Annotated in this window: 17 protein-coding genes and 1 tRNA gene; 6 read left to right on the top strand and 12 right to left on the bottom strand. The window is 46.4% G+C overall.

Annotated elements, in window-relative coordinates; genetic code table 11:
- Positions 1-271: 271 nt before the first annotated feature.
- From V7S65_RS01345 to proS, 3 genes are all read right to left on the bottom strand, one after another.
- Positions 272-1,033, bottom strand: coding sequence for a LytR/AlgR family response regulator transcription factor (locus V7S65_RS01345; protein WP_078672331.1), 762 nt, complete (start codon positions 1,031-1,033; stop codon positions 272-274).
- Positions 1,030-3,954 carry a sensor histidine kinase gene (locus V7S65_RS01340; protein WP_336386463.1) on the bottom strand — a complete coding sequence of 975 codons (2,925 nt, stop codon included), beginning with the start codon at positions 3,952-3,954 and terminating at the stop codon, positions 1,030-1,032. The genes V7S65_RS01345 and V7S65_RS01340 overlap by 4 nt, the downstream gene beginning before the upstream one ends.
- A gap of 120 nt (positions 3,955-4,074) precedes the next feature.
- Entirely contained in the window at positions 4,075-5,550 is a 1,476-nt protein-coding gene (proS, locus tag V7S65_RS01335; protein WP_079468593.1) for a proline--tRNA ligase, read from the bottom strand.
- A 284-nt stretch (positions 5,551-5,834) separates the two neighbouring features.
- Between proS and V7S65_RS01330 the strand changes: the two genes are divergently transcribed.
- The gene (locus V7S65_RS01330; protein WP_336386464.1) at positions 5,835-6,845 is read left to right on the top strand and encodes a hypothetical protein; all 1,011 of its coding nucleotides are present in this window, start codon (positions 5,835-5,837) and stop codon (positions 6,843-6,845) included.
- 158 nt (positions 6,846-7,003) lie between these two features.
- Positions 7,004-8,557, top strand: coding sequence for an OmpP1/FadL family transporter (locus tag V7S65_RS01325; protein WP_336386465.1), 1,554 nt, complete (start codon positions 7,004-7,006; stop codon positions 8,555-8,557).
- A gap of 72 nt (positions 8,558-8,629) precedes the next feature.
- Here the strand turns inward: V7S65_RS01325 and V7S65_RS01320 are convergent, their stop codons facing one another.
- From V7S65_RS01320 to V7S65_RS01295, 6 genes are all read right to left on the bottom strand, one after another.
- Complete coding sequence (locus tag V7S65_RS01320; RefSeq protein ID WP_336386466.1) at positions 8,630-10,993, bottom strand: ABC transporter permease; 2,364 nt, start codon at positions 10,991-10,993, stop codon at positions 8,630-8,632.
- A gap of 203 nt (positions 10,994-11,196) precedes the next feature.
- A complete protein-coding gene (gene miaA / locus V7S65_RS01315; RefSeq protein ID WP_336386467.1) occupies positions 11,197-12,099 on the bottom strand; it encodes a tRNA (adenosine(37)-N6)-dimethylallyltransferase MiaA in 903 nt (300 codons plus the stop codon).
- Between the two features lie 127 nt (positions 12,100-12,226).
- Entirely contained in the window at positions 12,227-12,805 is a 579-nt protein-coding gene (locus V7S65_RS01310; RefSeq protein ID WP_079468598.1) for an IS1096 element passenger TnpR family protein, read from the bottom strand.
- Positions 12,806-12,905: 100 nt separating this feature from the next.
- Positions 12,906-14,342, bottom strand: coding sequence for a CCA tRNA nucleotidyltransferase (locus V7S65_RS01305; protein WP_079468599.1), 1,437 nt, complete (start codon positions 14,340-14,342; stop codon positions 12,906-12,908).
- A 70-nt stretch (positions 14,343-14,412) separates the two neighbouring features.
- The gene (locus V7S65_RS01300; RefSeq protein ID WP_336386468.1) at positions 14,413-14,979 is read right to left on the bottom strand and encodes an L-threonylcarbamoyladenylate synthase; all 567 of its coding nucleotides are present in this window, start codon (positions 14,977-14,979) and stop codon (positions 14,413-14,415) included.
- A gap of 1 nt (position 14,980) precedes the next feature.
- Positions 14,981-16,123: a glycosyltransferase family 4 protein gene (locus tag V7S65_RS01295; RefSeq protein WP_336386469.1), complete on the bottom strand. Its 1,143-nt coding sequence runs from the start codon at positions 16,121-16,123 to the stop codon at positions 14,981-14,983.
- Between the two features lie 138 nt (positions 16,124-16,261).
- Between V7S65_RS01295 and V7S65_RS01290 the strand changes: the two genes are divergently transcribed.
- From V7S65_RS01290 to V7S65_RS01280, 3 genes are all read left to right on the top strand, one after another.
- Positions 16,262-17,074, top strand: a complete 813-nt coding sequence (locus tag V7S65_RS01290; protein WP_336386470.1) for a 2,3,4,5-tetrahydropyridine-2,6-dicarboxylate N-succinyltransferase — start codon at positions 16,262-16,264, stop codon at positions 17,072-17,074.
- 120 nt (positions 17,075-17,194) lie between these two features.
- A tRNA-Leu gene (locus tag V7S65_RS01285) sits at positions 17,195-17,278 on the top strand.
- A 292-nt stretch (positions 17,279-17,570) separates the two neighbouring features.
- Entirely contained in the window at positions 17,571-18,590 is a 1,020-nt protein-coding gene (locus V7S65_RS01280; RefSeq protein ID WP_111579996.1) for a PDDEXK nuclease domain-containing protein, read from the top strand.
- Between the two features lie 486 nt (positions 18,591-19,076).
- Here V7S65_RS01280 and V7S65_RS01275 read toward each other — a convergent pair whose 3' ends face one another.
- From V7S65_RS01275 to V7S65_RS01265, 3 genes are all read right to left on the bottom strand, one after another.
- Complete coding sequence (locus tag V7S65_RS01275; RefSeq protein WP_336386471.1) at positions 19,077-19,865, bottom strand: hypothetical protein; 789 nt, start codon at positions 19,863-19,865, stop codon at positions 19,077-19,079.
- Positions 19,866-19,882: 17 nt separating this feature from the next.
- A complete protein-coding gene (locus V7S65_RS01270) occupies positions 19,883-23,146 on the bottom strand; it encodes a TonB-dependent receptor (protein WP_336386472.1) in 3,264 nt (1,087 codons plus the stop codon).
- Positions 23,147-23,214: 68 nt separating this feature from the next.
- Positions 23,215-24,195 carry a FecR family protein gene (locus tag V7S65_RS01265; RefSeq protein ID WP_336386473.1) on the bottom strand — a complete coding sequence of 327 codons (981 nt, stop codon included), beginning with the start codon at positions 24,193-24,195 and terminating at the stop codon, positions 23,215-23,217.
- Between the two features lie 144 nt (positions 24,196-24,339).
- Between V7S65_RS01265 and V7S65_RS01260 the strand changes: the two genes are divergently transcribed.
- Positions 24,340-24,906: an RNA polymerase sigma factor gene (locus V7S65_RS01260; RefSeq protein WP_336386474.1), complete on the top strand. Its 567-nt coding sequence runs from the start codon at positions 24,340-24,342 to the stop codon at positions 24,904-24,906.
- The last annotated feature ends 26 nt before the right edge of the window (positions 24,907-24,932 follow it).

Raw genomic sequence — 24,932 nt, 5'->3', positions numbered from 1 at the left:
CCCTGAAGTAACTGGGTTTTAGGTCTTAAAAAATAAAAGTCCCGTTTCCGGCTGGCCGGAGCGGGACTTTTTCATTTAAGTCGTACACGCATTGCCTGAAAAAGCAGGGCATGTAATCAGTCATTCTATGAAAACCTATTAGAAAAATAGTATAAGCATATGATAAGTTGGCGGGGCAATCCGTAAACGGGTGGATTGGCTTAGGCAACGCACAAAAAAGCCGGTTGAGCGATGGCTCACCGGCTTTAATAATTAGCGTAAATTAATAATATCAGAGATTGATCACCCCTTTCAGCTGGGTAAAGAACTCATCTTTTTTACGGGAAGAGATTGGAATATTCTTCTGATCGCTCATCACCACGGCTGTTCCCAGTCCTTTAATGATTTTTACGATGTGGTGAATATTGATGAGGAAGGATTTATGCACCCGGTAAAAACCTTTATCGGACAGCATTTCCTCATACTCCTTCAGTGATTTGGAGATCAGGTGAGACACGTTATTGATCAACTGGATTTTCGTGTAGCTGTCAAAGGCTTCACAATAGATAATATCCTTCAGATCGATTACATTATACCCGTCATTCACCGGTATAACGATCTTTGAGAAGGCGTTATCGTTGTTCTTAACGTAGTCTTTCAGTATGGATGCCAGCTCGTTGAGTCGTCCCTTCTTGCTTTTCTTCACTTTTTCAAGTGCATCTTCCACTTCACTGACCTTGATTGGTTTCAACAGGTAATCCAGCGCAGCAAACTTAATTGCCTGCAGTGCATATTCCTGGAAAGCAGTGATAAAAATAACTTCAAAATTCAGCACCGGAAACATTTCCAATAGCTGAAATCCATTGTGTGGTGGCATCTCAATGTCAAGAAACAGAACATCAATGGGGTTATTTTTTATCATTTCTGCCGCCTCATTGATATTCTGCGCCTCACCGACAACTGTCACATCTTTGCAGTAGTTCTCGAGTATATTGCGTAAAATATGAATGTTGCGGACTTCATCGTCTACAATGGCAGCTTTTATATTACTCATAACATCTTAACAATGGGAATCAGTATTTCAACTAAGGTACCTTCCTTATTGCCGAAACCAGATTTAAATTTATCAATAATTTCTAACTTTCCAACACTTCCATTAAAAGATTTTATAATCTGCAACCGCTCTTTAATCACGCTAAGTGCAGTAGACTCGTGTTTAATGAGCCTTGAACTTTTAATGCTATTCGACTTATCCCAGCCTATTCCGTCGTCATCTACCGAACAATATAACAGGTCATCCACCATTTCCAGGCGGATTTCCAGGTAACCGCTGATATTTTTAGGCGCCAATCCGTGTTTAATCGCATTTTCCACTATCGGTTGAATAATCATGGGTGGGATGTAGATGGTATATTCCTTCAAAGCATCTTCCATGATAAAGTGATAGGTAAAGGAATGGGCAAACCGGATCTTTTCCAACTCCAGGTAACGGGTCAGGAAAGCGATTTCTTCTTCCAGCGATATATACGACTTCCTGGAGTTATTGAGCATCTGCCTCATGAGCGTAGCAAAATCTGCCAGGAAGTTCAGCGCCTGCTTCTCTTCTTTCTCCAATATAAGGTGCTGAACGGAATTCAACGAATTAAAAATAAAATGCGGGTTCATCTGGTTGGTCAGCGCCTTGGCTTCCAGCTCTGCAATACGCCGGTTATATTCCGTTTTACGTTTCTCCGCCTGCTTAATCCGCCGGATGATATACCGCAATCCTATCAGCACCACCAGCAGCCCGGCCAGCAGCAGAATACCTCTCGCCCACCATTGCTGGTACCAGCGGGGCAGGATATTCACATCTATACTCACCGGTTTTGACCAGTCGCTCTTGTATTTCCTGGCCCTTAACATCAGGGTGTAGTTGCCCGGCTGCAGGTCGGGGAACGGAATGATATTAGACATGGTGGTTACCCAGCCGCTGGTTGTATCTCCCGAAAAATTATACTGGTATTCCACCAGCTCCGGCAAATCAAAAACGATGGTACCAAATTCTGCTTCAAACGAAGCTTTGCGTTTATAGAGATGTACAAAATTATTGGAGGCCAGGAACGTGCTGTCGCCATAACGGATGTTATTCAGGTAAATCACCGGCGGCACGGTATCCACCGGGATATGATCCGCATTGAAGTAACACAGGCCGTTAGAGGTAGCAATGTACAGTATATCGTTATCTGCGTAAACACCTCTGATGTCGTCAGACATCAGGCCGTCGCTGGAGGTGATATTACGTGTAATCGTTTGCGTTTTTATGTCAATTACGGATACACCGCGGTTTGTGGCTACATACAGCCGGCCAACGCCATCGTAGTAAAGTTGCTGGCAGATATCGCTGGCGAGGTCATTGGCGGTTGACAGGTGTTTTACCACACTATCGTTTTGCATTACATAAATCCCCCTGTCGCTGGTGCCAATCCACAGGGAGCCGTCAATCCATTTCAGATCTTTGATGCTCACCTTCCGCAGGGTATCTGCACCGGCAGGCAGCAGTTGCCGTTTGCGGTCGGTACAAAAGAACAGGCCATTGTTGGTACCTACATAATAAGCGGAGTCGTTGATGCTGGCTAACGAGGTAACCAGCATATCGAGGTCGCTGATGGCGTAATCATCCAGCGCTACTACCTGGTTTTTGGCAGCAATCCTGATTTTTCCGCCGGGCGACACATCTACATCTTTCAGCATTTTTACAGCTTTTAAGAGAGATGTTTTCCGGGACACGGTGTTGAACTTATACAAACCGTTATCCGTGCCGATGAGTACATTATCGGTGGTATACGGGGTAATGGAAAGTACGCTGTTCCGGCCGGAAGTGGTATCCACTGTGTATTGCCGGATATTGTTATCCCCGTCCATTGTATTGAGGATGCCGGCATTCTGCCCTATCAGCAACAGGTCATTTTTCTTGTCCTTGCTGATACTGAAAATAGAATGTGAATAGAGGCCGTTGGTATTATCAAGATAGCTGAAGTAGAAATTCTTATAGGGGATGTTATACACACCGTCGCCGAAAGTGGTGATCCAGATGTTGCCGTCCCTGTCTTTCAGCAGGGAGGTAATAAAATGATTATCCAGCAGCCGGATGACTTTCCGTTCTCCGTTAAAATAACCTTTGAGGTAGTATAAGGCGCGCTGGGTACCTATCCACAGGTTATCGTTATCAATGCATATGTGGCTGATATCATCTTTAATTCCCCACTCCGCGCCGTTAAAAAAGCATACCGCATCTTTGGCGGTATAGGAGTACAGCGTGTTCCGGATGATGACGATAGCGCTTTTATTGATCCGGTTGTGCAGTGCAGAGTCATCTAACGGGTACGGGGATACGGGGTAAATCTGTTGCTGTGTATTACCCGGATCGTGCAGGCTTTCGAGGTGAAAGGAAGCCTGCAGCGGATGAAAGATACTGTCGTTCCGCATCAGGAAATACAGGTCTGATCCGGAGGCGCCCAGCTTATCGTAGATTGTTTTTTTGCCGTTGTATTGAACGATGCGGTTGTTGGTATTGAGGAACCACATATAACCGCCCTGCCCTTCAAAGGCATACTGCATGTAGTGACTACGGCTGTTAAAAATGAGGGAGGAATCATTGTCTTCGCTGTGAATCACTGATTTCTCATAGAAGGAAGGTTTTCCGTTGAGGGTAAAAAACCATACCCGTCCTTTGGAGTCGGCGGCGAGTTTCACCACCTCGTTATCTGTAAGACCGTCTTTTTTGGCGTAGTTGCGGAATCTTTTACCATCAAATTTGCTGACACCGGTGGGAGTGGCAAACCATATGAAACCGTCTTTATCCTGCACAGCAGCATAAACAGTAGCGTTGGCCAGTCCGTCCTTTACATTATAGTTACGGATCATCAGCCCCTGCGCGAGGGTTGTTGTAACAGTGCAAAAGAAGACCAACCCCCATAACATTATAAAACGGTTCAAGGGCATCGGATTTTAATGGTTTATTGCAGGAGTATTACCTGTAAGTATTACGAGTTACGGATTTTTAGGGAAACTTCCGCAAAAATCCGGCCCCGTAATACTTAATATGAAACATCTTTCCTAGTACGCTCTTGCGAAAAGCACCCTTTCTTTGGATGGTTTACCGGTCAGGATACACGTGCCAGCTTCCTGCGGATTATTGAGCGGGATGCAGCGTATAGTAGCTTTTGTGCGTTCTTTGATCTGTTCTTCCGTTTCGGCGGTACCGTCCCAGTGAGCAGATACAAAGCCGCCTTTTTCGTCCAGCACTTTTTCAAATTCCTCAAAAGTATCTACACTGGTGATATGACTATCGCGGTAAGCTTTTGCTTTATTGAACAGGTTGAGTTGTATTTCGTCGAGCAGTCCGGCGATGCGGGCAGGTAAACCATCGAGCGACAGGCTCATTTTTTCCCTGGTATCGCGGCGGGTTACTTCGGCCACATTGTTTTCGAGATCCCTTGCGCCGATGGCTATACGAACCGGTACGCCTTTCATTTCATATTCGGCAAACTTCCAGCCCGGACGGTTATTATCGGAATCATCGTATTTCACGCTGATACCGGCGCTTCTCAGTTCCTTAACAATAACATTTACTTTTTCATCCAGTCCGGCTTTCTGATCTGGACCTTTATAAATAGGCACAATTACTACCTGGATAGGTGCAATTTTTGGCGGCATTACAAGTCCTTCATCATCGCTGTGTACCATGATGAGTGCGCCGATCAGGCGGGTAGACACGCCCCAGGAGGTAGCCCACACGTATTCCAGTTTATTTTCTTTATTAGAGAACTGTACATCAAATGCTTTGGCAAAATTTTGTCCGAGGAAGTGGGAGGTACCGGCCTGTAAAGCTTTACCATCCTGCATCATAGCTTCCACGCAGTAGGTTTCCACGGCGCCGGCAAATCTTTCGCTGGGTGATTTCAGTCCGCGAACCACAGGCACCGCCATATAGTTTTCTGCGAAGTCAGCGTAGATGTTCAGCATCTGTTCTGTTTCTTCGATGGCTTCCTGCGCGGTGGCGTGAGCCGTATGGCCTTCCTGCCACAGGAATTCCGTGGTACGGAGGAACAGGCGGGTACGCATTTCCCAGCGCACAACGTTTGCCCACTGGTTGATCAGGAGGGGTAAGTCGCGGTAAGACTGGATCCAGTCTTTATATGTATTCCAGATAATAGTTTCAGAAGTCGGGCGAACGATCAGTTCTTCCGCCAGTTTGGCATCCGGATCAACGATTACGCCGCCGCCGTTAGGATCATTTTTGAGGCGGTAGTGGGTTACTACGGCGCACTCTTTGGCGAATCCTTCCACGTGCGCGGCTTCTTTACTTAAAAAGCTTTTAGGGATGAACAGCGGGAAATAGGCGTTCTGGTGACCGGTTTCTTTGAATTTGCGGTCCAATACATCGCGCATGGCTTCCCACAAAGCAAATCCGTATGGTTTAATTACCATACATCCTTTCACTGCAGAATAATCTGCCAGTCCGCCTTTCAATACCAGGTCGTTATACCACTTTGAATAGTCTTCCGAGCGGGCCGTAATCTCTTTACTCATAAAAATTATACCTTATTTATATACCGTTATTTTTAAGCCAATTCTGGTTAAATTTGTCGAGACAAAATTAAATCCGTCCGCCGGGTGCCAAAGGCCGGATTGGCTTAGTTTTTGTCCAATTATATTAAGAAGAAAATTCCACAAACATAGATGAAAAACATAACGTTGCAAACACTTATCACAAAATAATATAACGTAGCCTGTGTTATTGTAACTTTCTTCCCGTAATATCCGTTTAAAAGAAGTAAATTTACTACACGAATCACGCTTAAAACATATTTCAAATGAAGCCTATATTATACATTGGACTGGCCGCATCGCTCGCACTGGGAGCGTGTTCCAGTACCTATAAAACGGCTCAGACTCCGGATGATGTATACTATTCTCCGCGTCAGCAGCAGCGTACCTATGCCTCCAACAATGGTTCGAACGGCAACAGCCGCCAGGATGAAAACGATGCAAACTATGTTGAAGGAACACAGGAAGATGGCGGAACCTATGTAACCTACCAGGATGATGACCAGGGTGATTACCAGCGTCGCTTGAACAGATTTGGCAGTGGCAGCAACTATTCCGGTGATTACTGGGATGGTTACAACGCAGCCTCCAACATGTACCTGAGCAGTGGCTTTGGCATGGGATACGGTAGTGGCTTTGGTTTTGGCTACAGCCCGTACAGCAGCTTTTATGGTCCATCCTTCGGTTTGGGTCTTGGATTCGGCTGGGGAATGGGTGGTTACTACAGCCCATGGAGCAGCGGCTTCTATGGCGGATGGGGTTACCCATATGTAGGTAGCTACTGGCCTTCTTACTACTACCCCTACTACGGCGGCTACTATGGCCACGGTGGTTACTACGGTGGTGGCGGTTATTACGGACATTATACTACACGTCCTTCCAACTCCTATGGTTCCGTAAGAGGCGGTAACGAAAGAGTTCGCAGGGCCGATTATACCAACAGTGGCGGTACAGGCGGCGGCGGTTATACCCGTCCTTCCAGAACCGGTACTTTCCAGCCTGCCAATGGCGGTACATCCGGTGGTGAAAGACCACGCCGTGTATTCCAGCAGTCCAGTTCTGAAAGACCTGTAACCAGACCTGCTTATCAGAACAACAGCGGCAACAGCAACAATGGTGGTGGTTATTCCCGTCCGCAGAGAACAGAATACAGCAGACCTGCTCCTACTCCGGCTCCAAGTTACACTCCCCCCAGCTCAGGCGGTGGTCGTGTAGGTGGTGGTAATTCCGGTGGCGGCGGTGGTGGCTACAGCCGTCCATCCAGAGGAGGCCGTTAATTATAAAAATCATTTACAAGATAAGCGTAGCCTAAAAACCTACGCTTATTTTTTATCTCGCACACGTTTTGCCAGTTCAGCACGTTATACTTATCGCAGCAAAACCTTAACAACCGTTAAATAACCTGCTAGCAAATCTCATTTTAAGAATACCGACTATGATTAAAAGACTTTATCCTCTTTTAGGTGGCTTGTTTATTTCTGTAACAGCACTAGGCCAGAGTTCCAACGACGCATTACTTTATTCTCCCCTGCAGCCTCATGGTACAGCCAGAACCCAGGCACTGGGCGGTGCAGGTGTGGGCCTGGGAGGAGACTATTCATCCGCTCACATTAACCCGGCAGGTATTGCCATCTTTAAGACCGGCGAATTTCATATTTCAGGTGGCGTAGGCATCTCTCAAAATACCTCTAATTACCTCGGTAACGGCCAGCTTGATAATAAAGGAAGCCGCAGCAATTTCCAGTTGCCGTCCATCGGGCTGATCATGGCTACCAATAAGAACAGCGGCAGCAGCACCTGGAACAACATTACCTTTTCACTGGGTTTGGAGCGCCTGGCCAATTATAACAACGAAATTGCCATTGCAGGCCACAATACCAAATCCTCTTATTCAGACCGTTTTGTAGATGATATATTCGATGGCAGCACCTCTACACAGGCGCTGGGCACCGATCTTGGATTCAGCACCGGCTTGCTGGCTGATTACCAGCCCACCAGCGGCGCGAAAGAACCCATGACACTGGCCTCTCCTTCCAGGCAGATCGGAGGACTCACCGAAGGCATTCAGCAAAGAGGTACCCTGAAAACAGAAGGTGGTTTAAATGAATATACTTTTGCTATTGGCGGTAACTACGGCGATCGCCTGTATATCGGCGCCAGCCTGAACCTCCCCAGTATTAATTATAAAGAATCCCTGGCGTGGTCGGAAGATGATGCCAGCAGCAACAAAGGCAACAACTTTGGCTACTTCGATTATTACAAGGATCTGAAACGTACCGGTTTAGGTGTTGGTGGTAAAATTGGTATCCTGTATAAGGTTACCGACCACTTCAGACTGGGTGGTACCTTCGCTACGCCTACCTGGTATTCTCTTCACGACAGCTACAGTTCTGAGTTGTATTCAGACATAGAAGATAGTCGTGGTGAACAGGGCTCCACCTCCTTTGATCAAACACAAGGCTACCCTGTAGAATATGATTACAACTACACCGCGCCTTTACGTGCAGCAGCCGGTGCATCCTATTTCTTCGGTAACCTGCAGGAGCCACAAAGTACACAAGGCTTTATTACTGCCGACTATGAATTTGTGAACATCCCTTCTGGTAAATTCAGAATGAGTGATGACAGAGCCGGAGAAAAAAATCTGAACGATAACATCAGCGCTGTATATAAATCTACTTCCAATATTCGTGTAGGCGCTGAGGTTAAGTTTATGGCGATATATGCAGTGAGGGCAGGTTTTGCTTCTTATGGCAATCCATACAGCGATGATAAATACAATGCAGGCATAAACGCTTCCCGCAAAGTTTACAGCGGTGGTATTGGCTTCCGTAATAAAGGTCTTTATGCTGATGCTACCTATAGCTATACCCAGGGCAAAGACAGGTACCAGCCTTACACCGTGTATGATGCACAGCTGAGTCCTGCCGCAGCTACACTGGATTATACCAGGAGCAATATTATGCTGACAGTAGGATTCAAATTCTAAGCAACATCATTTTATTATAAATAGAAACGCCGGGATGTAATCACATCCCGGCGTTTCTATTTATCAGATACTTCACTCCGCTTTTAAATTCTTCACCGGGTTTTCCAATGCTGCCCGGATGGCCTGAAAACTCACTGTAAGTAAGGTAATGCCAACCATACTGATTCCTACCAGCAGGGACACACCTGCTCCTACCTCGATGTGGTATGCAAAACTATGCAACCACCGGTCCATACAATACCATGCCAGCGGTAACCCAATCAGCACGGCGATCAATACCGACCGCAGGAACTCGCCGGAAAGCATCATCATTACATGTGCGGCGGTAGCGCCCAATACTTTGCGGATACTGATTTCCTTGCGCCGGCTTTCGGCCGTAAAGGCCGCCAGGCCAAACAAACCAAGACAGGATATCACGATAGCGAGTGCGGTAAAATATTTTGATAAGGCGGCCACTCTTTTCTCTGCCGTGTATTGCGCCTGGTAATCTTCGTCGAGGAATTTATAATCGAACGTAAACCCGGGGTTATAATTCTGATAGAAGGCTGCCAGCGCATCCAGCACTGCTTTTGTTTGCCCACCTTTTACCTTTACCATCACGGTGCTGTTCAGGGAATCCAGCCGGAAAAACAACGGGCTGATGGTCTCGTGCATAGATTGAAAATGAAAGTTCTTCACTACGCCTGCTATCTCCGTTTTCATTCCATTAAATTCAATCACTTTGCCTACGGGGTTATCGATGCCCATTGCCCTGATGGCCGCTTCATTAAAAATAATCCTGGAATCATCTGCACCATAGTCGCGGGAGAAAGAGCGGCCGGCGGCCATCTCGATACCTAACGTTTCTATCATATCATAATTTACCGGAAACGGACGGCACATAATTGTTTCCACGGTGCCCCTGCCCTTCCAGGTACATCCTATGGAAGGCGCGCCCAGTACATTGCCTACCATGGCGGAAGCATTTACCACGCCTGGTATCCTTTTCAATGCTGCCAGGAATTCAGGAATATGTTCCGGCACTTTTCCTTCCACATCGAAGTACACAACGTTGTCTTTATCGTAACCCGGATTTGTATGCTGTACATAAGCTATTTGCCGGTACACCGTTATCACCGCTACCATAAACAGCACGGAAAGTGTGAACTGGAATACCACAAGACCTTTGCGGGCCAGCAATTGCCCCGGTGATCCAGGCACTTTCCCTTTCAGTACCGGCAGCGGATTGAAACCGGAGAGATACAACGCGGGGTAGCCGCCGGCCAGGATACCCGTCAGCAGGGCCACAGCAACGATGATACCTATCATCTTCCCATTCAGGGAAAAAGACAATGCCTTGCCGGTGATATGATTAAATTCCGGCAGCAGCAAGGCTACCAGCAGTAACGCGATGCCGAGCGCAAGAATAGTCATCAGCATAGATTCGCCGAGGTATTGCAGTACCAGTGCCAGGCGGTTGGCACCAATGGTTTTGCGGATCCCCATCTCCTTCATTCTGCCGGAAGCCTGTGCGGTAGAGAGGTTTACAAAATTAATGCAGGCAATTACCAGGATAAAAAGTGCGATGAGGGAGAACAGTTTTACATAGCTGATCCTGCCACCGGCGGCAACGCCGTTTTCATAATTGCCATGCAGGTAATGATCGCTGTAGCGCTGCAGGAACAGGTTGCGGGGTGTGGTGCTGCCTTTGGTAAGGCTGGTCATGAAGTTACTCAGCTTTGCATTAAACGCGGGGATATCAGCGCCCTCCTTCATTACGAGAAAGGTATTGAACGGTCCTTGCGGGTCTAATGCGGAGATGTTCATGATTTCCCGGAATGCATCGAAAGGCAGCAGGCAATCGAATTGGGTGGAAGCGTTGGAAGGGAGTTGGGCCAGCACGCCGGAAACGGTGCTGATCTTTTTGAACCGGTCTACCTGCCAGGTGATTGTTTTTCCAATGGCGTTGGTGGTGCCAAATAATGTATGCGCGAGCTGTTCAGATATAACGATGCTGTTTTTATCCTGTAATACCTGCCGGCTGTTTCCCTGCAGCAGTGGATAGGAAAATACCTGGAGGTAATCCTGGCCGGCAAATATGCCAGCCGATTTAGTGCTTTTGTTACCGGTGGTCAGCGCTATTTTAGGAAACCACGAAGCGGGTGTGCTCACAGTGGCATTTTCCACTTCCGGCATATCTGCTTTCAATGTAGCCGCCAGCAATGCGGGTGTTCCCTCAGAAGTGGTGATGCCTTTTTCATGTGGCTGATTTTCCATTACCTGGAAGAGGCGGCGGTCGTTTTTGTGGAAGTGGTCGATGCTCAGTTCGTCGTACACCCACAAACAGATCAGCAACGTACAGGCGAGACCGGTAGACAACCCAATGAGATTGAGGATAGTAAAACGCTTGTTTTTCAGCAGATGACGCCAGGCTGTTTTCAGGTAATTTTTAAACATAAGCAACATGTTTTTGTGAGGTGTGCGCACACGGAGCAGCTAAGAAAATGCCATGTTATCAGGCTTTTAAATACAAGAGATTTATATATTTTATATTTATGACAAATGTCCGGTTTCAGTACAGTGGTTGTCCGTAATTATTTTTCCGGGAGATGTATACTGCGGTGTTACCGCTGATGGTAAAATCCTGCGCGGGGCAATTCTCATTTTAGTTGTTGCTGTACATAGGTCATGATATCTGCGGTATCGCGTGAATCAAACCAGGTGAATGCAGGATCTTTTCTGAACCAGGTGAGTTGCCGTTTTGCGTATTGGCGGGTATGTGTTTTAATATCGTCGATCGCCTGATCGAGGGAGATGTACCCGTCGAGGAAGCTGAATATTTCCTGGTATCCCACGGTGCGGAGGGCGTTGTGTTCGCGGTAAGGCAGTACCGAGCGGACTTCTTCCACCAGGCCGGCGTGCACCATTGCATCTACGCGGTAATGGATGTTATGATGCAGTTGTTCTTTTGGCAGGGTGATGCCCACTTTAATCACCCGGAAATCGCGGGGGGAGCGGGTAGCGCTGCGGAAGGTGGTGATGGATTGGCCGGTGGCGTCGAGTACTTCCAGTGCGCGGATGAGGCGTTGGGGATTTTGGGTTTCCGCAGTGGCGTAAAAGCCGGGATCGCGTTGCTGCAGTTGTTGCTGTAGCCAGGCTAGGCCGTGTTGCGCATACTGTTCATTGAGGCGGGTGCGGATGCCCGGGGCAATAACGGGCATATCGTCGATGCCTTCCGCAAAGGCCCTGATATAAAGGCCGGTGCCGCCGCACATCACGGCAACGTCGTTTTTCTCGAAGATTTCGCGGGCGTATCCGAGGGCCAGTTTCTCGTAAACGCCGGCATTTACATCTTCGCGGATGCTGTGGGAATTAATGAAGTAGTGGGGAACCGCCGACAATTCTTCCGGGGAGGGCTTTGCTGTACCGATGCTGATTTCGCGGTAGCATTGCCTGGAATCTGCAGAGATCACGGCTGTTTTAAACAGTTGCGCCATTTGAACGGACAAAGCTGTTTTGCCTGAAGCGGTGGGACCTGCGATAATGATGACGGTTTTTTGCATAAGTATTGCGCTAAATATTTAGGGATCTGTTTATTTTTTCCGGGAGACGGGCCATTTCAGCTAAGTGGATGAAACGGGTGATCTCTGCAAAAAATAAACAGATCCCTAAAACGACTGACAGTTCTATTTAAAAGTTATTTTCTTCTTCTCCGCCAAATTCTTCTGCACCATCGCCGCCCAGAGCGTCGCTTTCTTCACCTTCTTCGCCGAAGCCATCGGCATCCATACCTTCTTTATTGAGGTCATATTTTTCTTCCATTTCCACGAGTTTATCACCTACCAGGCCTTTGGTGCCATATTGGCTGGGGGCAAGACCTTCTTTGCGCACGCAGGCAGGGTAAACCACTTTGCTGTTTTCGTCTTTGGAAACGCCGATGAGTTCTACGAGGAACGACCAGTTTTTGGCGAAATCGTAGAGATAGATAAATTTCTGATTAGGATCTTTCACTGCGGCAGCGATCATAGTATCCGCCATCAGCAGGGGTTCTGCCTTGCGGGGTTGATTATCTGCTTCCAGGATGATTTCCCGGCCACGTTGCCAGTTATCATTGCTGCGGAAAAAGGTGGCTTTGTGTTTTGAATCAAATTCGAATGCCTGCAAAATTGCTTGGTGAAATAATAAAAACGTCTGATTCGGCTTAATGGCAATGTCTCTGTAGACACTTTCATCTTCTTCCCAGTAAACTCTGAATTTCAAAACCGGCATGACAAAAAGGTTATAAGTTATTTAATGATTAAACACTCCGCAATGAGCGGTTGATCCTGAATGCTAGTGTACTTTATTATGGTATGTAAAATTACCAATTTTATTTCACCGGGCTTAGATTCAATGCGCCGGCTTTTTCCAATAAAAATGCGTATGCCGCCTCGTAAGTATTAGGAATTTCGCCGTCCAGGATGGCTTCCCTGATGGCACTTTTCAGATCACCTACGATCCTGCCTGGTTTCAGCCCAAATGTTTCCATGATCATTTCCCCGGTTATGGGAGGTTGCCAGTTGCGGATCCGGTCGCTCTCTTCCACTTCTTTCAAGCGTCTGCGCACCAGTTCAAAATTTTCGAGGTAGCGTTTAACCTTGGTTTTATTTTTTGAGGTAATATCCGCTTCGCACAGCATCATCAGTCCTTCTATGTCGTCTCCGGCATCGAAGAGTAATCTCCGGATAGCCGAGTCTGTTATGTTTTCTTTGGTGAGGCTGATGGGACGCAGGTGTAGTTCTACCAATTTCTTTACCAATCTCATTTTCTCGCTCAATGGCAGTTTCATTTTGCCAAAGATGCGGGGAACCATTTTGCCGCCCACCGCGTCGTGGCCGTGAAAAGTCCAGCCATGACCGGGTTCAAATTTTTTGGTAGCGGGCTTCCCGATATCGTGTAACAGTGCTGCCCATCGTAGCCAAAGATCTTTTGTATTTTCCGATATATTGTCTACTACCTGCAAGGTATGATAAAAATTATCTTTGTGCCCTTTTCCCTCGTACATCTCCACTCCCACCATATCGATCATTTGGGGGAAAATAATTTTGAGCAGGCCGGATTTATATAAGAGGTCCAGTCCTACAGAGGGTTTTACTGAGAGCATTATTTTATTGAACTCATCGGAGATCCTTTCCTGGGAAATGATCCTGATCCGTTCTGCATTTTCCTGTATTGCCGTGAAGGTGCCTTCCTCGATGGTAAACTGCAGCTGGGAAGCAAACCTGATGCCACGCATCATGCGCAGGGGGTCATCGCTGAAGGTTTGAGCGGGCGCCAGGGGAGTCCGTATAATTTTCTTATCGAGATCGGCGAGGCCGTCGAACGGATCGAGCAGGGAGCCATAGTCGATGTCCCTGAGACTGATAGCCATTGCGTTGATGGTAAAATCGCGGCGGTTCTGGTCGTCCTGCAGGGTGCCTGCAGACACTTCGGGGTTGCGGGATTCTTCGCGGTAGCTTTCTTTGCGGGCGCCAACGAATTCAATTTCCAGATCATTCAGTTTAACCTGGGCGGTACCATAGGTTTTGAAGAAGTTAACGGGAATGTTGTTGCCTAAGCTTTCTGCGACTTTGTGTGCGAGTGCGATGCCATCGCCTACGCAAACAATGTCCATATCTTTTGTTTTCCTTCCCAACAGTTTATCCCGCACAAAGCCCCCGATCAGATAGGCCGGAACGCCCAGTTCATGGGCGGCCAATGCTATCTTTTCCAGCACTTTTCTTTCCTGCAGGGAGCAGGGTATGTCCAACGGCTTGCTGCTGATCATATTTAAATATTCCTGTTAATTTTTATTCCTTTCTCTGAAACCAGGGCGCAAATGTAATAAATAAACGATTTTAATCCCGGATTATCACGATTGAACCGTCTTTGTTTATCCTGATAATCCTGGATGCGGCGCTGGTGGTTTCATCGTTTTGCCGGTACTTTACCACATAATCCACGCCATTCCGGATGTTGGCAGACACTTCGCGGAAGCTGGCCGGCGAGGGTTCCCCGCTGATATTGGCGGAAGTGGAAACCAGTGGTTTACGCAATCTTTTGATCAGGTGGCGGCAAAAAGGATCTTTCACGATGCGGATGGCGATGCTGCCATCTTCGCTGATAACGTTGGGGGCCAGGCCGAGTGCGCCTTCATAAATAACGGTAGTGGGGCGTGTGAAACCGGCGATGATGTCTGCCATATCGGGCCGTGGATTTGCCACATAATGCAGCAGGTCTTTCGCATCGGCCAGTAATACTACCAGGCTTTTGCTTTCGCTCCGTTTTTTGAGGGCATAAATTTTCTGTACGGCCGTTTCATCGGTGGCATCGCAGCCGATGCCCCAGATAGTGTCTGTAGGATAAAGGATAAGTCCGCCGGTACGCAGCACCGGCATGGCCGCACTGATATCATCTTCAAACATTTTATATTTTCTTATTTAGTTGTTTATATACTTTCATCATGGCGGCAGCGCACTTTTCGGGGGTAAAACGTTGTGCATGCTGCCATCCTTTTTCCTGCATCTGCTTTACCAGCGAAGGATTTTCAATTACCTGCCTCATGGCATCCGCTATGGAGCCGGGCTCCCGGGGATCTACGTACAGGGCTGCATCTCCCGCAGTTTCTGCAAAACAGGATCCGTGGGAAGTGATCACCGGTGTACGGCTCCAAAGGGCCTCCAGTATGGGGATGCCGAATCCTTCAAAGAAAGACGGGTAAAGGAGCGCCACCGCGCCCTGGTACAGGAGGGGCAACTCACTGTTCTTAAGCCGTACCTGTTCGTTGAGGAAAATCACTTGTTGTGTGAGTCCGTTTGCTGCCAGGTATGCTTTTACTTTCTTTTTATAACCGCTGCCATTGCCCAATACCACCAATGGTAAATCCAGTGTACCTTTTAGTGTATTCATGGCCGTTACGATACCTAACAGGTTTTTCCGTTCGATCAGCGACCCTACATACAGAAAATATTGCGACGGCAAACGGTACCTGGCGCCCATTGCAGCAATATCATCATCGGGATAAGTAACGGCAAAAGAAGGATCACAGCTTTGGTATACCACATCAATTTTATCGGCCGGCGTATGATAGTAGGTGATCAGGTCCTGCTTCGTCTGTTCGCTGATGGCCACTACCCTATCGGCCTGATGGCAGGCGTAGCGGGCCTTACGGCGATACGTGATTACATCGATAGGATTGTACTGCTCCGGGTATCTTTCAAAAATAAGATCATGCATGGTAACTACCGACCTGATACCGCTTTTATGGATACCAAACGGCAGTTCATGACTGAGGCCATGATAAATACCAACCTGGTAACGTAACAGGTCCTTTACCACAAAACGGCTGCGCCAGGCCGATTTAAACCAGCGGTACAGCGGCTTTTCCGGCACCACTATTTTAAGCTCCGGCAGGGCACTAACATCGTACATACCGGTTTGCTTTGGGGCAAACAGGTAATATTCATCTTCCGGGAAATCCTTTACCAGAGATGATATCAGGGTACGACTATAATTCCCAAGACCAGTGTCGTTCTGGAATGCGCGTTTGGCGTCGAATCCTATTTTCATAAAGTTCTTTCTTCCACAAAAGGCAAAATTACGGATTACAGATGGCGAATTACGTATATCTGATAAGATTTCCGGAAATACCTCTTTGTAATTCGTAATTTTATTTTCTACGTATTATGTTTGCAAAAAATAAAAAAAATGGATTTACAACAACAAATACTGGCTGCCTGGGCTGATCGCAGTCTCTTACAGGAGACACAGTACACAGATGCAGTTAAAGCGGTGATAGAAGCGGTAGACAAAGGACATCTGAGAGTTGCGGCGCCAACAGAAAACGGCTGGCAGGTGAATGAGTGGGTGAAGCAGGCTATTTTACTGTACTTCTCCATTCAGCCAATGGAAACAATGGAAGTGCCTCCGTTTGAGTTTTATGATAAAATGAGATTGAAGTCGAACTATAAAGACCTGGGCGTAAGAGTAGTTCCGCATGCAGTGGCGCGTTATGGCGCATTCATTGCCAAGGGCTGTATCCTGATGCCTTCTTATGTTAACATCGGCGCTTATGTAGATGAAGGCACAATGGTGGATACCTGGGCTACAGTAGGCTCTTGCGCACAAATCGGTAAAAACGTGCACCTGAGCGGTGGCGTTGGTATCGGCGGTGTACTGGAACCATTACAGGCCAGCCCGGTAATCATTGAAGATGGTTGCTTTATCGGCTCCCGTTGTATTGTGGTAGAAGGCGTTGTTATAGAAAAAGAAGCCGTACTGGGTGCAAACGTAGTACTGACTCAATCTACCAAGATCATTGATGTAAGCGGCAGCGAGCCGGTAGAATACAAAGGCCGTGTACCAGCCCGCAGCGTGGTAATTCCCGGTACTTATACCAAGAAATTCCCTGCCGGCGAATACCAGGTATCATGCGCACTGATTATTGGTCAGCGTAAAGCCTCTACAGATCTGAAGACCAGCCTGAACGACACCCTGCGTGAGTTCAATGTAGCAGTATAAATATTTATATATTGATGGACGGCGCCTGTTTACGGGTGCCGTTTTTTATGTCTGGAAAAAAAATTTGGTTAGTTTAAAAAAGTGTTTACTTTTGCAATCCCTTTTACGGGGATATGCGATGCCCAGATGGCGAAATTGGTAGACGCACTGTGTTCAGGTCGCAGCGTTCGCAAGGATGTGCTGGTTCGAATCCAGTTCTGGGCACGAAAATGGACAAACTTAGGTTTGTCCATTTTTATTTTGGGGAAGTCCCGCGTCCAGTGTGTATATCAGCTTGACGGCTTCATTGAGCCGTGCGGTTCGATAATTGATTCCGTCAAAAGTGAGCTTTTCAGGGAAAATCGAACCATACTCTCTTTCGCAATACAATTTTCTCACCTATCATTAACTTCTAATTAACGCATACTATTCTTTGGGGATCTAATTTTCAGGTTATTCATTTAACCTGAAAAACCTGCATTCCTCCATATTGGATTGCTGATAAAGAATAAGTACAATGACAAAAGAGAAAAGCGTAACATTAATCGAACAATCGTTATTCATTGAGCTTTCGGAGCTTATCGAGCAAAGTCAACGGCAAGTATTTTCGCATGCTAACAGTACTCTTACGGTACTTTTCTGGAAAATCGGCCAACGCATTAATGTTGAGGTCCTTAAAAATCGTCGTGCAGAGTATGCAAAGCAGATTGTGTTGACACTGTCTACACAATTAAAGAATCAATATGGGAAAAACTTTGAGATAAGGAATTTACGGAGAATGATGCAATTTGCAGGACAATTCACAGATCTGGAGATTGTCTTACCGCTATCACAGAAACTGAGTTGGTCGCATTTCGTGGAATTATTACCGTTGAAGAACCAGGAAGCAAAGCTGTTCTATGCACAGGTTGCTGCCAATCAGGCGTTAGGTATAAGGGATTTACGGAAACAAATTTCAACCAAAACTTTTGAGCGGACTGGTATTGCGAATACACAAAACACCAGTAACCATCCTGCTATTAGTGATAACTTCAAAGACCCCTATTTTTTGGACTTCCTCGGGTTACAAAATACCTATATGGAAAAGGATCTCGAAGAAGCTATACTTCGGGAACTAGAGGCTTTCATATTGGAGCTGGGCAAAGGGTTTGCCTTCATAGAGCGTCAGAAAAGGATGATTATTGACAGCGAAGATTTTCATTTAGACCTTTTGTTTTATCACCGAAATTTAAAACGTCTCGTAGCTGTTGAGTTGAAACTGGGAAAATTCGAAGCCCAACACAAGGGACAAATGGAATTGTATTTAAGGTGGCTGGATAAATACGAAAAGCAAGAAGGAGAACAATCTCCGATTGGCTTAATTTTATGTGCTGAAAGCAGACGAGAACAAGTAGAGTTGCTGGAAATGCACAAGGATGGGATCATGGTAGCGGAATATTGGACAGAACTACCTCCTAAAAAGGAACTGGAGAAAAAAATACATCATCTCTTTATTGAAGCTAAGGAAAGGATTGAACGTAAGAAGGTGCTGGAGTAATAGCGTAGTCAATTATACTTCGAATGCGGTAGCATGAGGAAATTGATCGTTTGGGGTTTACCAAAACATAGCTGGCAACCGGGGATGGCCTATCAATAACACTCCCTTTTCATCAGCAAACAAGATATAGATGATCCTTTTTAAGCTAATGAAGAGAATAATAATTCACCTGGTCTACTAGCTGAACTTGTACGGTATGGTATTCGGAAGTAGCCTTTGGTTCGAGAAAAGTACATTCCGGTGCACGAAATGGACAAACTTAGGTTTGTCCATTTTTATTTTTGGGGAACCTCTCTTCCTGCTTAGATATTTTGTTTAGCGGATGGTTCGATAATTGATTTCGGAGAAAGTGAGTTTTTGAGGAAAATTGGAGAAAAAGGACAGTAAACAGATGCGATCATTTCAAACAAAAAAACCGCTCCAACTTTCGTAAGGAGCGGTGAGTGAAAGAGTATCTCCTCTCATCATATGATTTCTCTGCCAGGATTAGTAAGATAGCAGCCGGTAAGACTCCGCATATAACCTTCCATCCGGCTCCTTAATGGCATTTATATCGTTAATATAATACTTCTCCGTTCCCAATGGTCCCCGGTCGAAATTCAAGAGTGGCCCGGTGGCTTCCGCAGGATTAAAAGGCCTCGCCAGGTTATCCAAAGGCTGACCGGATACTGCATCCAGCGGCTGAAAAAGATAGCCGGAGCCGTAAGCTACACTGTCTTTCACCATCACAAACCCGGTCAATTCACCTCTTTTTATTTTGTTAATTCTGGCCAGGGTATCTATTTTGAGAAGTGCAAAAGTTATTTCATCATAATAACAGGCATACAATTCAATGCCAAATGTTTCCGGCAATAGCGTGTCTTTTGTATAAAAAGCCATCATCTTCCTGTCATCGGGGATAACGGTTTCATCTTTCCCAATTAAAAGAGGAGGGGCTGCCGGATCCAGTTGCATTAACGTAATGGTGGCAAAGCCCACCGGTAATGTAACCAGTGTATCAATCAATATCTCACTGCTACCATGATTGCGGACAATCATGTGCTGCCCGCCCTCTGCAAGCGCCACTACTTTTGATTTGACCTGCCCGTTAAATAAACTATCTGCAATAGCTTCTCCATTTATTGTAATGCTGAAAGCCGCTGCTGTATTGGTGGAAAAAGCAGATACTGTTACTTTAACCACTTCGGTCGCTTTAATTAATTCCCCATTTTTCTTACAGGAAAGAAAAAACAGGAGGATTAATACTATACCGGGAATGTAATATGTTGTTCTCATGTGATGAATGCTGATGATTAAAAATTGTAATTGATGTTCATACTGACGTTCCGCCCTTTGAACCATTTGTGATGAACATAATCCATGCTTTTATTGTAGGCAGTGCCTTTGGGATCATGGTTGGAATTGGCGTTCGTGACCTGGTCCTCCACACTGTCAAATAAAAATTGTCCTCCTCCTTCACTTCGCGGACCCGTTGCGGATACATTCTGATAGATCACATAGTCCTGCTGCAAAAGATCACTGATATTTAATCTTACCTGCATTTTATTTTTTAACAGCGAAACACTGAACTGCAGGTCCAGCACGTCCCGCTCATTTTCATACTGGTCCTGCCACGGATTAAAACCGCCGTTGGCAATCCTTTTTCCGAAACGGTTATAACTTACATTTATGCCAGCTACGTTTCCAAAATAACCGATACCGGCATTAACAGTGTAAGGTGAAAGCCCTTGCAACAAACGGTTACGGGTGCTGCCGGGTGCTGCATCAGGCACCCCTCCGGCATCTGCAGCAGCGTTCATCAAAGCCTGGGGACTATATTCCACTTTGCCTTCCATCAGCGAAGCATTGGCACTAACGAATATCTTTTGCAACCAGGTGGATGGCGAATGCAGGAATCCGAGAGATTTCCGGATGTCCACTTCTATACCTTTACTGGTTGAGCGTTCCAGGTTAAAGAAAAAGTAATTCACGTTTTTACCTGCGCCCCAAAAACCGATCAGCTCAACAGGGTTCCTGAATTTTTTATAGAAAGCAGAAAACGAAAGTACTTCCCCCGGACCCGGATAATATTCATAGCGGAGATCCATATTTTCAATCTGCGCATCCTTCAGCCCAACGGCTCCCCTGTAAATGCTCCTTTCGTGGAATTCATAATAGATAAAAGGTGCCCGTTCCCTGAAGTCGGCCCTGGCAAGGGTTTTTGAATAGGCCAGCCGGATGTTCGTTGACGGCGTCAGGTTATATACCAGGTTAAAAGAAGGCAGCCAGTCGGTTCCCTCGTATTTCATCAGTGAGTCTACCGGAATACCCGTTATTTTGTTATAAGAAATACCGTGTACGTCCACCGAATTTTTCTCCATCCTGATACCACCAATCAACCGGAATTTTTTGAGAAACTTCAGATCAGCCATTAAATAAGCTGCATGTAATTTCTGGTCGCCAGTGTAATTCTCGCCTGCATAACCGGAGCCACCAGGGCCTGCAAATTTATAGGTCAGGTAACCAGGTTTCAACAGGGATTGCAATTGATAATCGGCCTGACCATAAATTGCGTCATTAATGGTTCCGCTATTACCGGCAGGATCATGCAAAAGGCGTAGCGAAGCAGACTTGAAATCCGCACTGCGGAAAGTGCCGGCATATCCCGCTTTTATCGATTGACTGAGATGTCCGACCTGGAAAGGAATTGTAAAATTGAGGTTTATATTTTTTCTTCTTTCCTTCAGCGTAGAATTAAAGATGCTGAGACCTCTTGTAATAAATCCGGTTCCATCATTTAAAACGTATTGATAATACCCTTTGGGGCCATCCACATTATAACCTTGCGAGGCGCGGGTGTCTGGCTGGTCCCTGTTAACAGTGATATAATCGGCTGACCAGTCGAGTTTCAGGTGTTGGTGCAGTAAATGTTCTCCCTCCAACCTGTTTTGTAATATTTCGTTGATCAGCACGATGTCGGTATAATAAAGCACATCGTCGCCAGCCGGATCTATACCTACTCTGAAATCGAACTCCTTGCCGTAGTTTACATCTGTTTCATGACTGAATTTCCGGTTATAGAGGTTTTTGAAAGCCACCTTATGTCCTTTCGTCTGGAAACCCACATTCGCCACCGCGCCGATAGTTGTATTGAACTGGTAGGAATTGGCACTGTCGTAATAGTAGAAAGAGGGTTGGTAACGTTCGTGGTCTGTTACCTGTTGTTCATTACGGTAGGTACCTGCAAGTGTAACGCCAAACGAAGCTCCGTTTTTCAGGGGTATTTTCCGGCCAAGAGAAAGCTGGTATTGCTGCTGCGGAGTATAACCATACCGGCGTAACCCCCAGTTATTGGGAATATGCGTATTCATTTCGCTGGTCTTAACGTTATCACCTGACAGGCTGTATTTCCAGTACTGGTCAGCGTTCCAGTTCTTCCTCCACCAGTTGCGCGTACCATCATCTACGCCAAGGTATTCTTTGTTCCCCCGTTTCAGGGAGTAAAGGTCCTTCCCTGTACTGTTGGTATTCCATCCGCCGCCTATACCAACCGTTGTAAAATTTTCTGCCGGAATATCGCGGGTATTTACCTGTACAAGCCCTCCTGCAAATTCCGATGGCATATCAGGTGTAGCTGTTTTGTTCACAACAATATTATCAATGATGCTGCTGGGCACAACATCAAAGGCAAAGTTCCTGCGGTTCGGCTCCGAACTGGGCAGGATGGCGCCATTCAGGATTACCGTGTTATAACGCTCACTGAGGCCGCGCACCGTCACAAATTTATCGTCCTGCACCGTCAGACCACTGATGCGTTTCAGCACCTGGGCGGCATTGTTGTCGGGCGTAACCCTGATCTGTTCAGCGCTGATACCATCGGAAACTGCGGCATTGTTCTTTTGCCGGACGTACAAAGCTGCAATGCTCTCCTTCCTGGCGGAAGCCGTAACAGTTACACCTGCCAGCTGTCCCTTCCCCCTTTTTAAGGTTACATCCATTTGAAAGACCTGGTTGTTCTTTACTACAATCTCATCCACCTCCTTTATACCATATCCTATAGAACTAACCGTAGCAATATAGTTGCCCTCCGGAAGAACAAAACTGAAAGCCCCCTCCATATCTGTAGCAGTACCATTGCCGCCAATGCGGATCGTAGCACCCGGCACCGGCTGACCGTTTTGTTCATCAAACACCTTCCCGGTAATTTTGCCGGATCTTTTTGAGGGCGCCTGCACCGGCCGTTGCCCGATCCTGATAGCGATTGTACCATTGTTAACAACATATTCAACACCGGTAAGCGCATTTAATTCAGATAGCACGTTTTGTAAGGATACCGCCTGCCATTGTACTTTTTCGATCTTTATACCACTAAGACGCGAGCGATCGTAAGAAAAGGTCAAACTGCTTTGCTGTGAAATTGCCTTCACTACCTCATCCAACCGGGTATTGCTCATAGAAAGGGAGATCAGCTCCCGCAGGGCATTATCCTGTGCCCTTGCTTCAAAACCAAACAAGAATAATAAGGACAGAAACCACATCATACAATTTCGCCTTCGCAGCGTTAATTTGTTTTGCATAACTTTGTGCATACTTTTTTGATTAAAAACATTTGTTTTTTATGCTCCGCCGGCCAGCGGAGCATTTTTTATCGGGATAAATAAATAAACACCTCATCCGCCCTGATCTCGAATCTGAAGTCCTGCACAAAAGCAATGTTTTGAAGTATAAGGGTCAGATCCGCGTTGCGGTACGTCGCATTAAACTGTTTATCCTGGAAGAAACCAGGATCATAGTGAATCTTTCTCCCAAACCGTTGCTCCAACCGGTGAAATACGTCCGGCATAGGCAGATCGTTTAGTACAATTGCCCCGGTTTTCCAGTCTGTTTCCAGCTGAACAGCAAAATTTTCCAGCTGGAGCTGTTTGTTATCAGACCTGTAAACAAGTCTTTTACCTGGCGTTAAAACGAGTGTGCTGTCGCTGATTTTCACCGCTATTTTACCTTCGGTTAAAGAAACACGGGTAGCAGTTTCCATGCTGTAGGCTTCGATATTAAAATGCGTTCCCAGTACAGTGGTCTGTACATTCCCCGTATTTACCACAAACGGTTGTGCAGTGCGGGGGGCCACTTCAAAATAGGCTTCCCCTTGCAGGGAAACCTGTCTGTTGTTCCTTCCATAGTCCGCAGCGAAACTTATAGCCGAATGTGGCGCCAGCCAAACCCCGCTGCTATCAGGCAAAATAGCCTTCCGGACATGAGCGGTATTATTGCGGATCGTATTGTTAGCCACAGCCTCCGGTATTTGCTGATTGGCACGAAAAGCCCGCTGCCATACCGGGATGGTACCAATAACAAATGCAGCCACAGCTGCTGCTGCCCAATACTGCCACTTGTGTATCTTCCATCTTTTGCGGCGATCTGCCATCATCATGGATTGCACATAGTGGTCCATGCGATGGACTATTTCATCTGGTACCGGAGCGGCTTCCATATCCCATCCTTCCGCCAGCTTTTCTTCCAGCATGCCGGGTGAGAGACTTTGCAGGTAATGGAGTATTTCCTTTTTTTCCTGTTCTGTACATTGATCATCAATGTACCGTTGCCATTTTTCAGGTGTCATGAACATAACCGTTATAATTTGAGAAAGCAGCGCTTCCCATCATAACACGTTAAAATGGAGGTTTACCTCAATACTTTTTTTGCCGGATAAAACATGTTAATGATTTGGTAACAATGCTATAATTACCGGGATCTGTTACTTTGCATTTGTATGTCGAACAACAGTTATAGTAAGAAGGAAGATGATTTCAATATCCTGTACCTCGCTACGAGAGCCAGGCTGTTCCGCTATTTGAGCAGCTACACGAAAGACATACAACTGGTTGAAGACATCATGCAACAGTGTTATCTGAATATATGGGAAAAGATGGATACTATCCGGGACCCTGCGGCAGCAGGCCCCTTAGTGCGCACATATGCCCGCAATCTGATGATTGATGTTATCCGCCGCCGGATGAAGGAAGACATACAATGGCTGGAGCAACTGCAACAGGAAGCAGGTTTGCTTATCGATCCGTGTATAAATGAATCGGGCCGGCAACAGTTGCTGCAGCTGGAAACCGCTATTGAAAAATTGCCGGCGCCTACCCGTACCGTTTACCTGTTACATCGTGAAAGCGGATTAAGCTATAAGGAAATTGCCGCCAAAATGTCTATTTCAGTAAGCATGGTTGAAAAACATATGAGCAAAGCGATCCGGCTGTTAAAGAAAGATATCCTGACGGACATGTCCCTGGTATTGACAATTATGGCGGGAAGTGAAATATTGAAGATATAATAAAAATCAATAGATAACGTAAAGGC

The organism is Chitinophaga sp. CCNWYY40, from assembly GCF_037483205.1.
Classification (GTDB): Bacteria; Bacteroidota; Bacteroidia; order Chitinophagales; family Chitinophagaceae; genus Chitinophaga; species Chitinophaga ginsengisegetis.
Note: the sequence above shows the minus strand (reverse complement) of the source record. Positions and strands in the feature narration are given on the sequence as shown.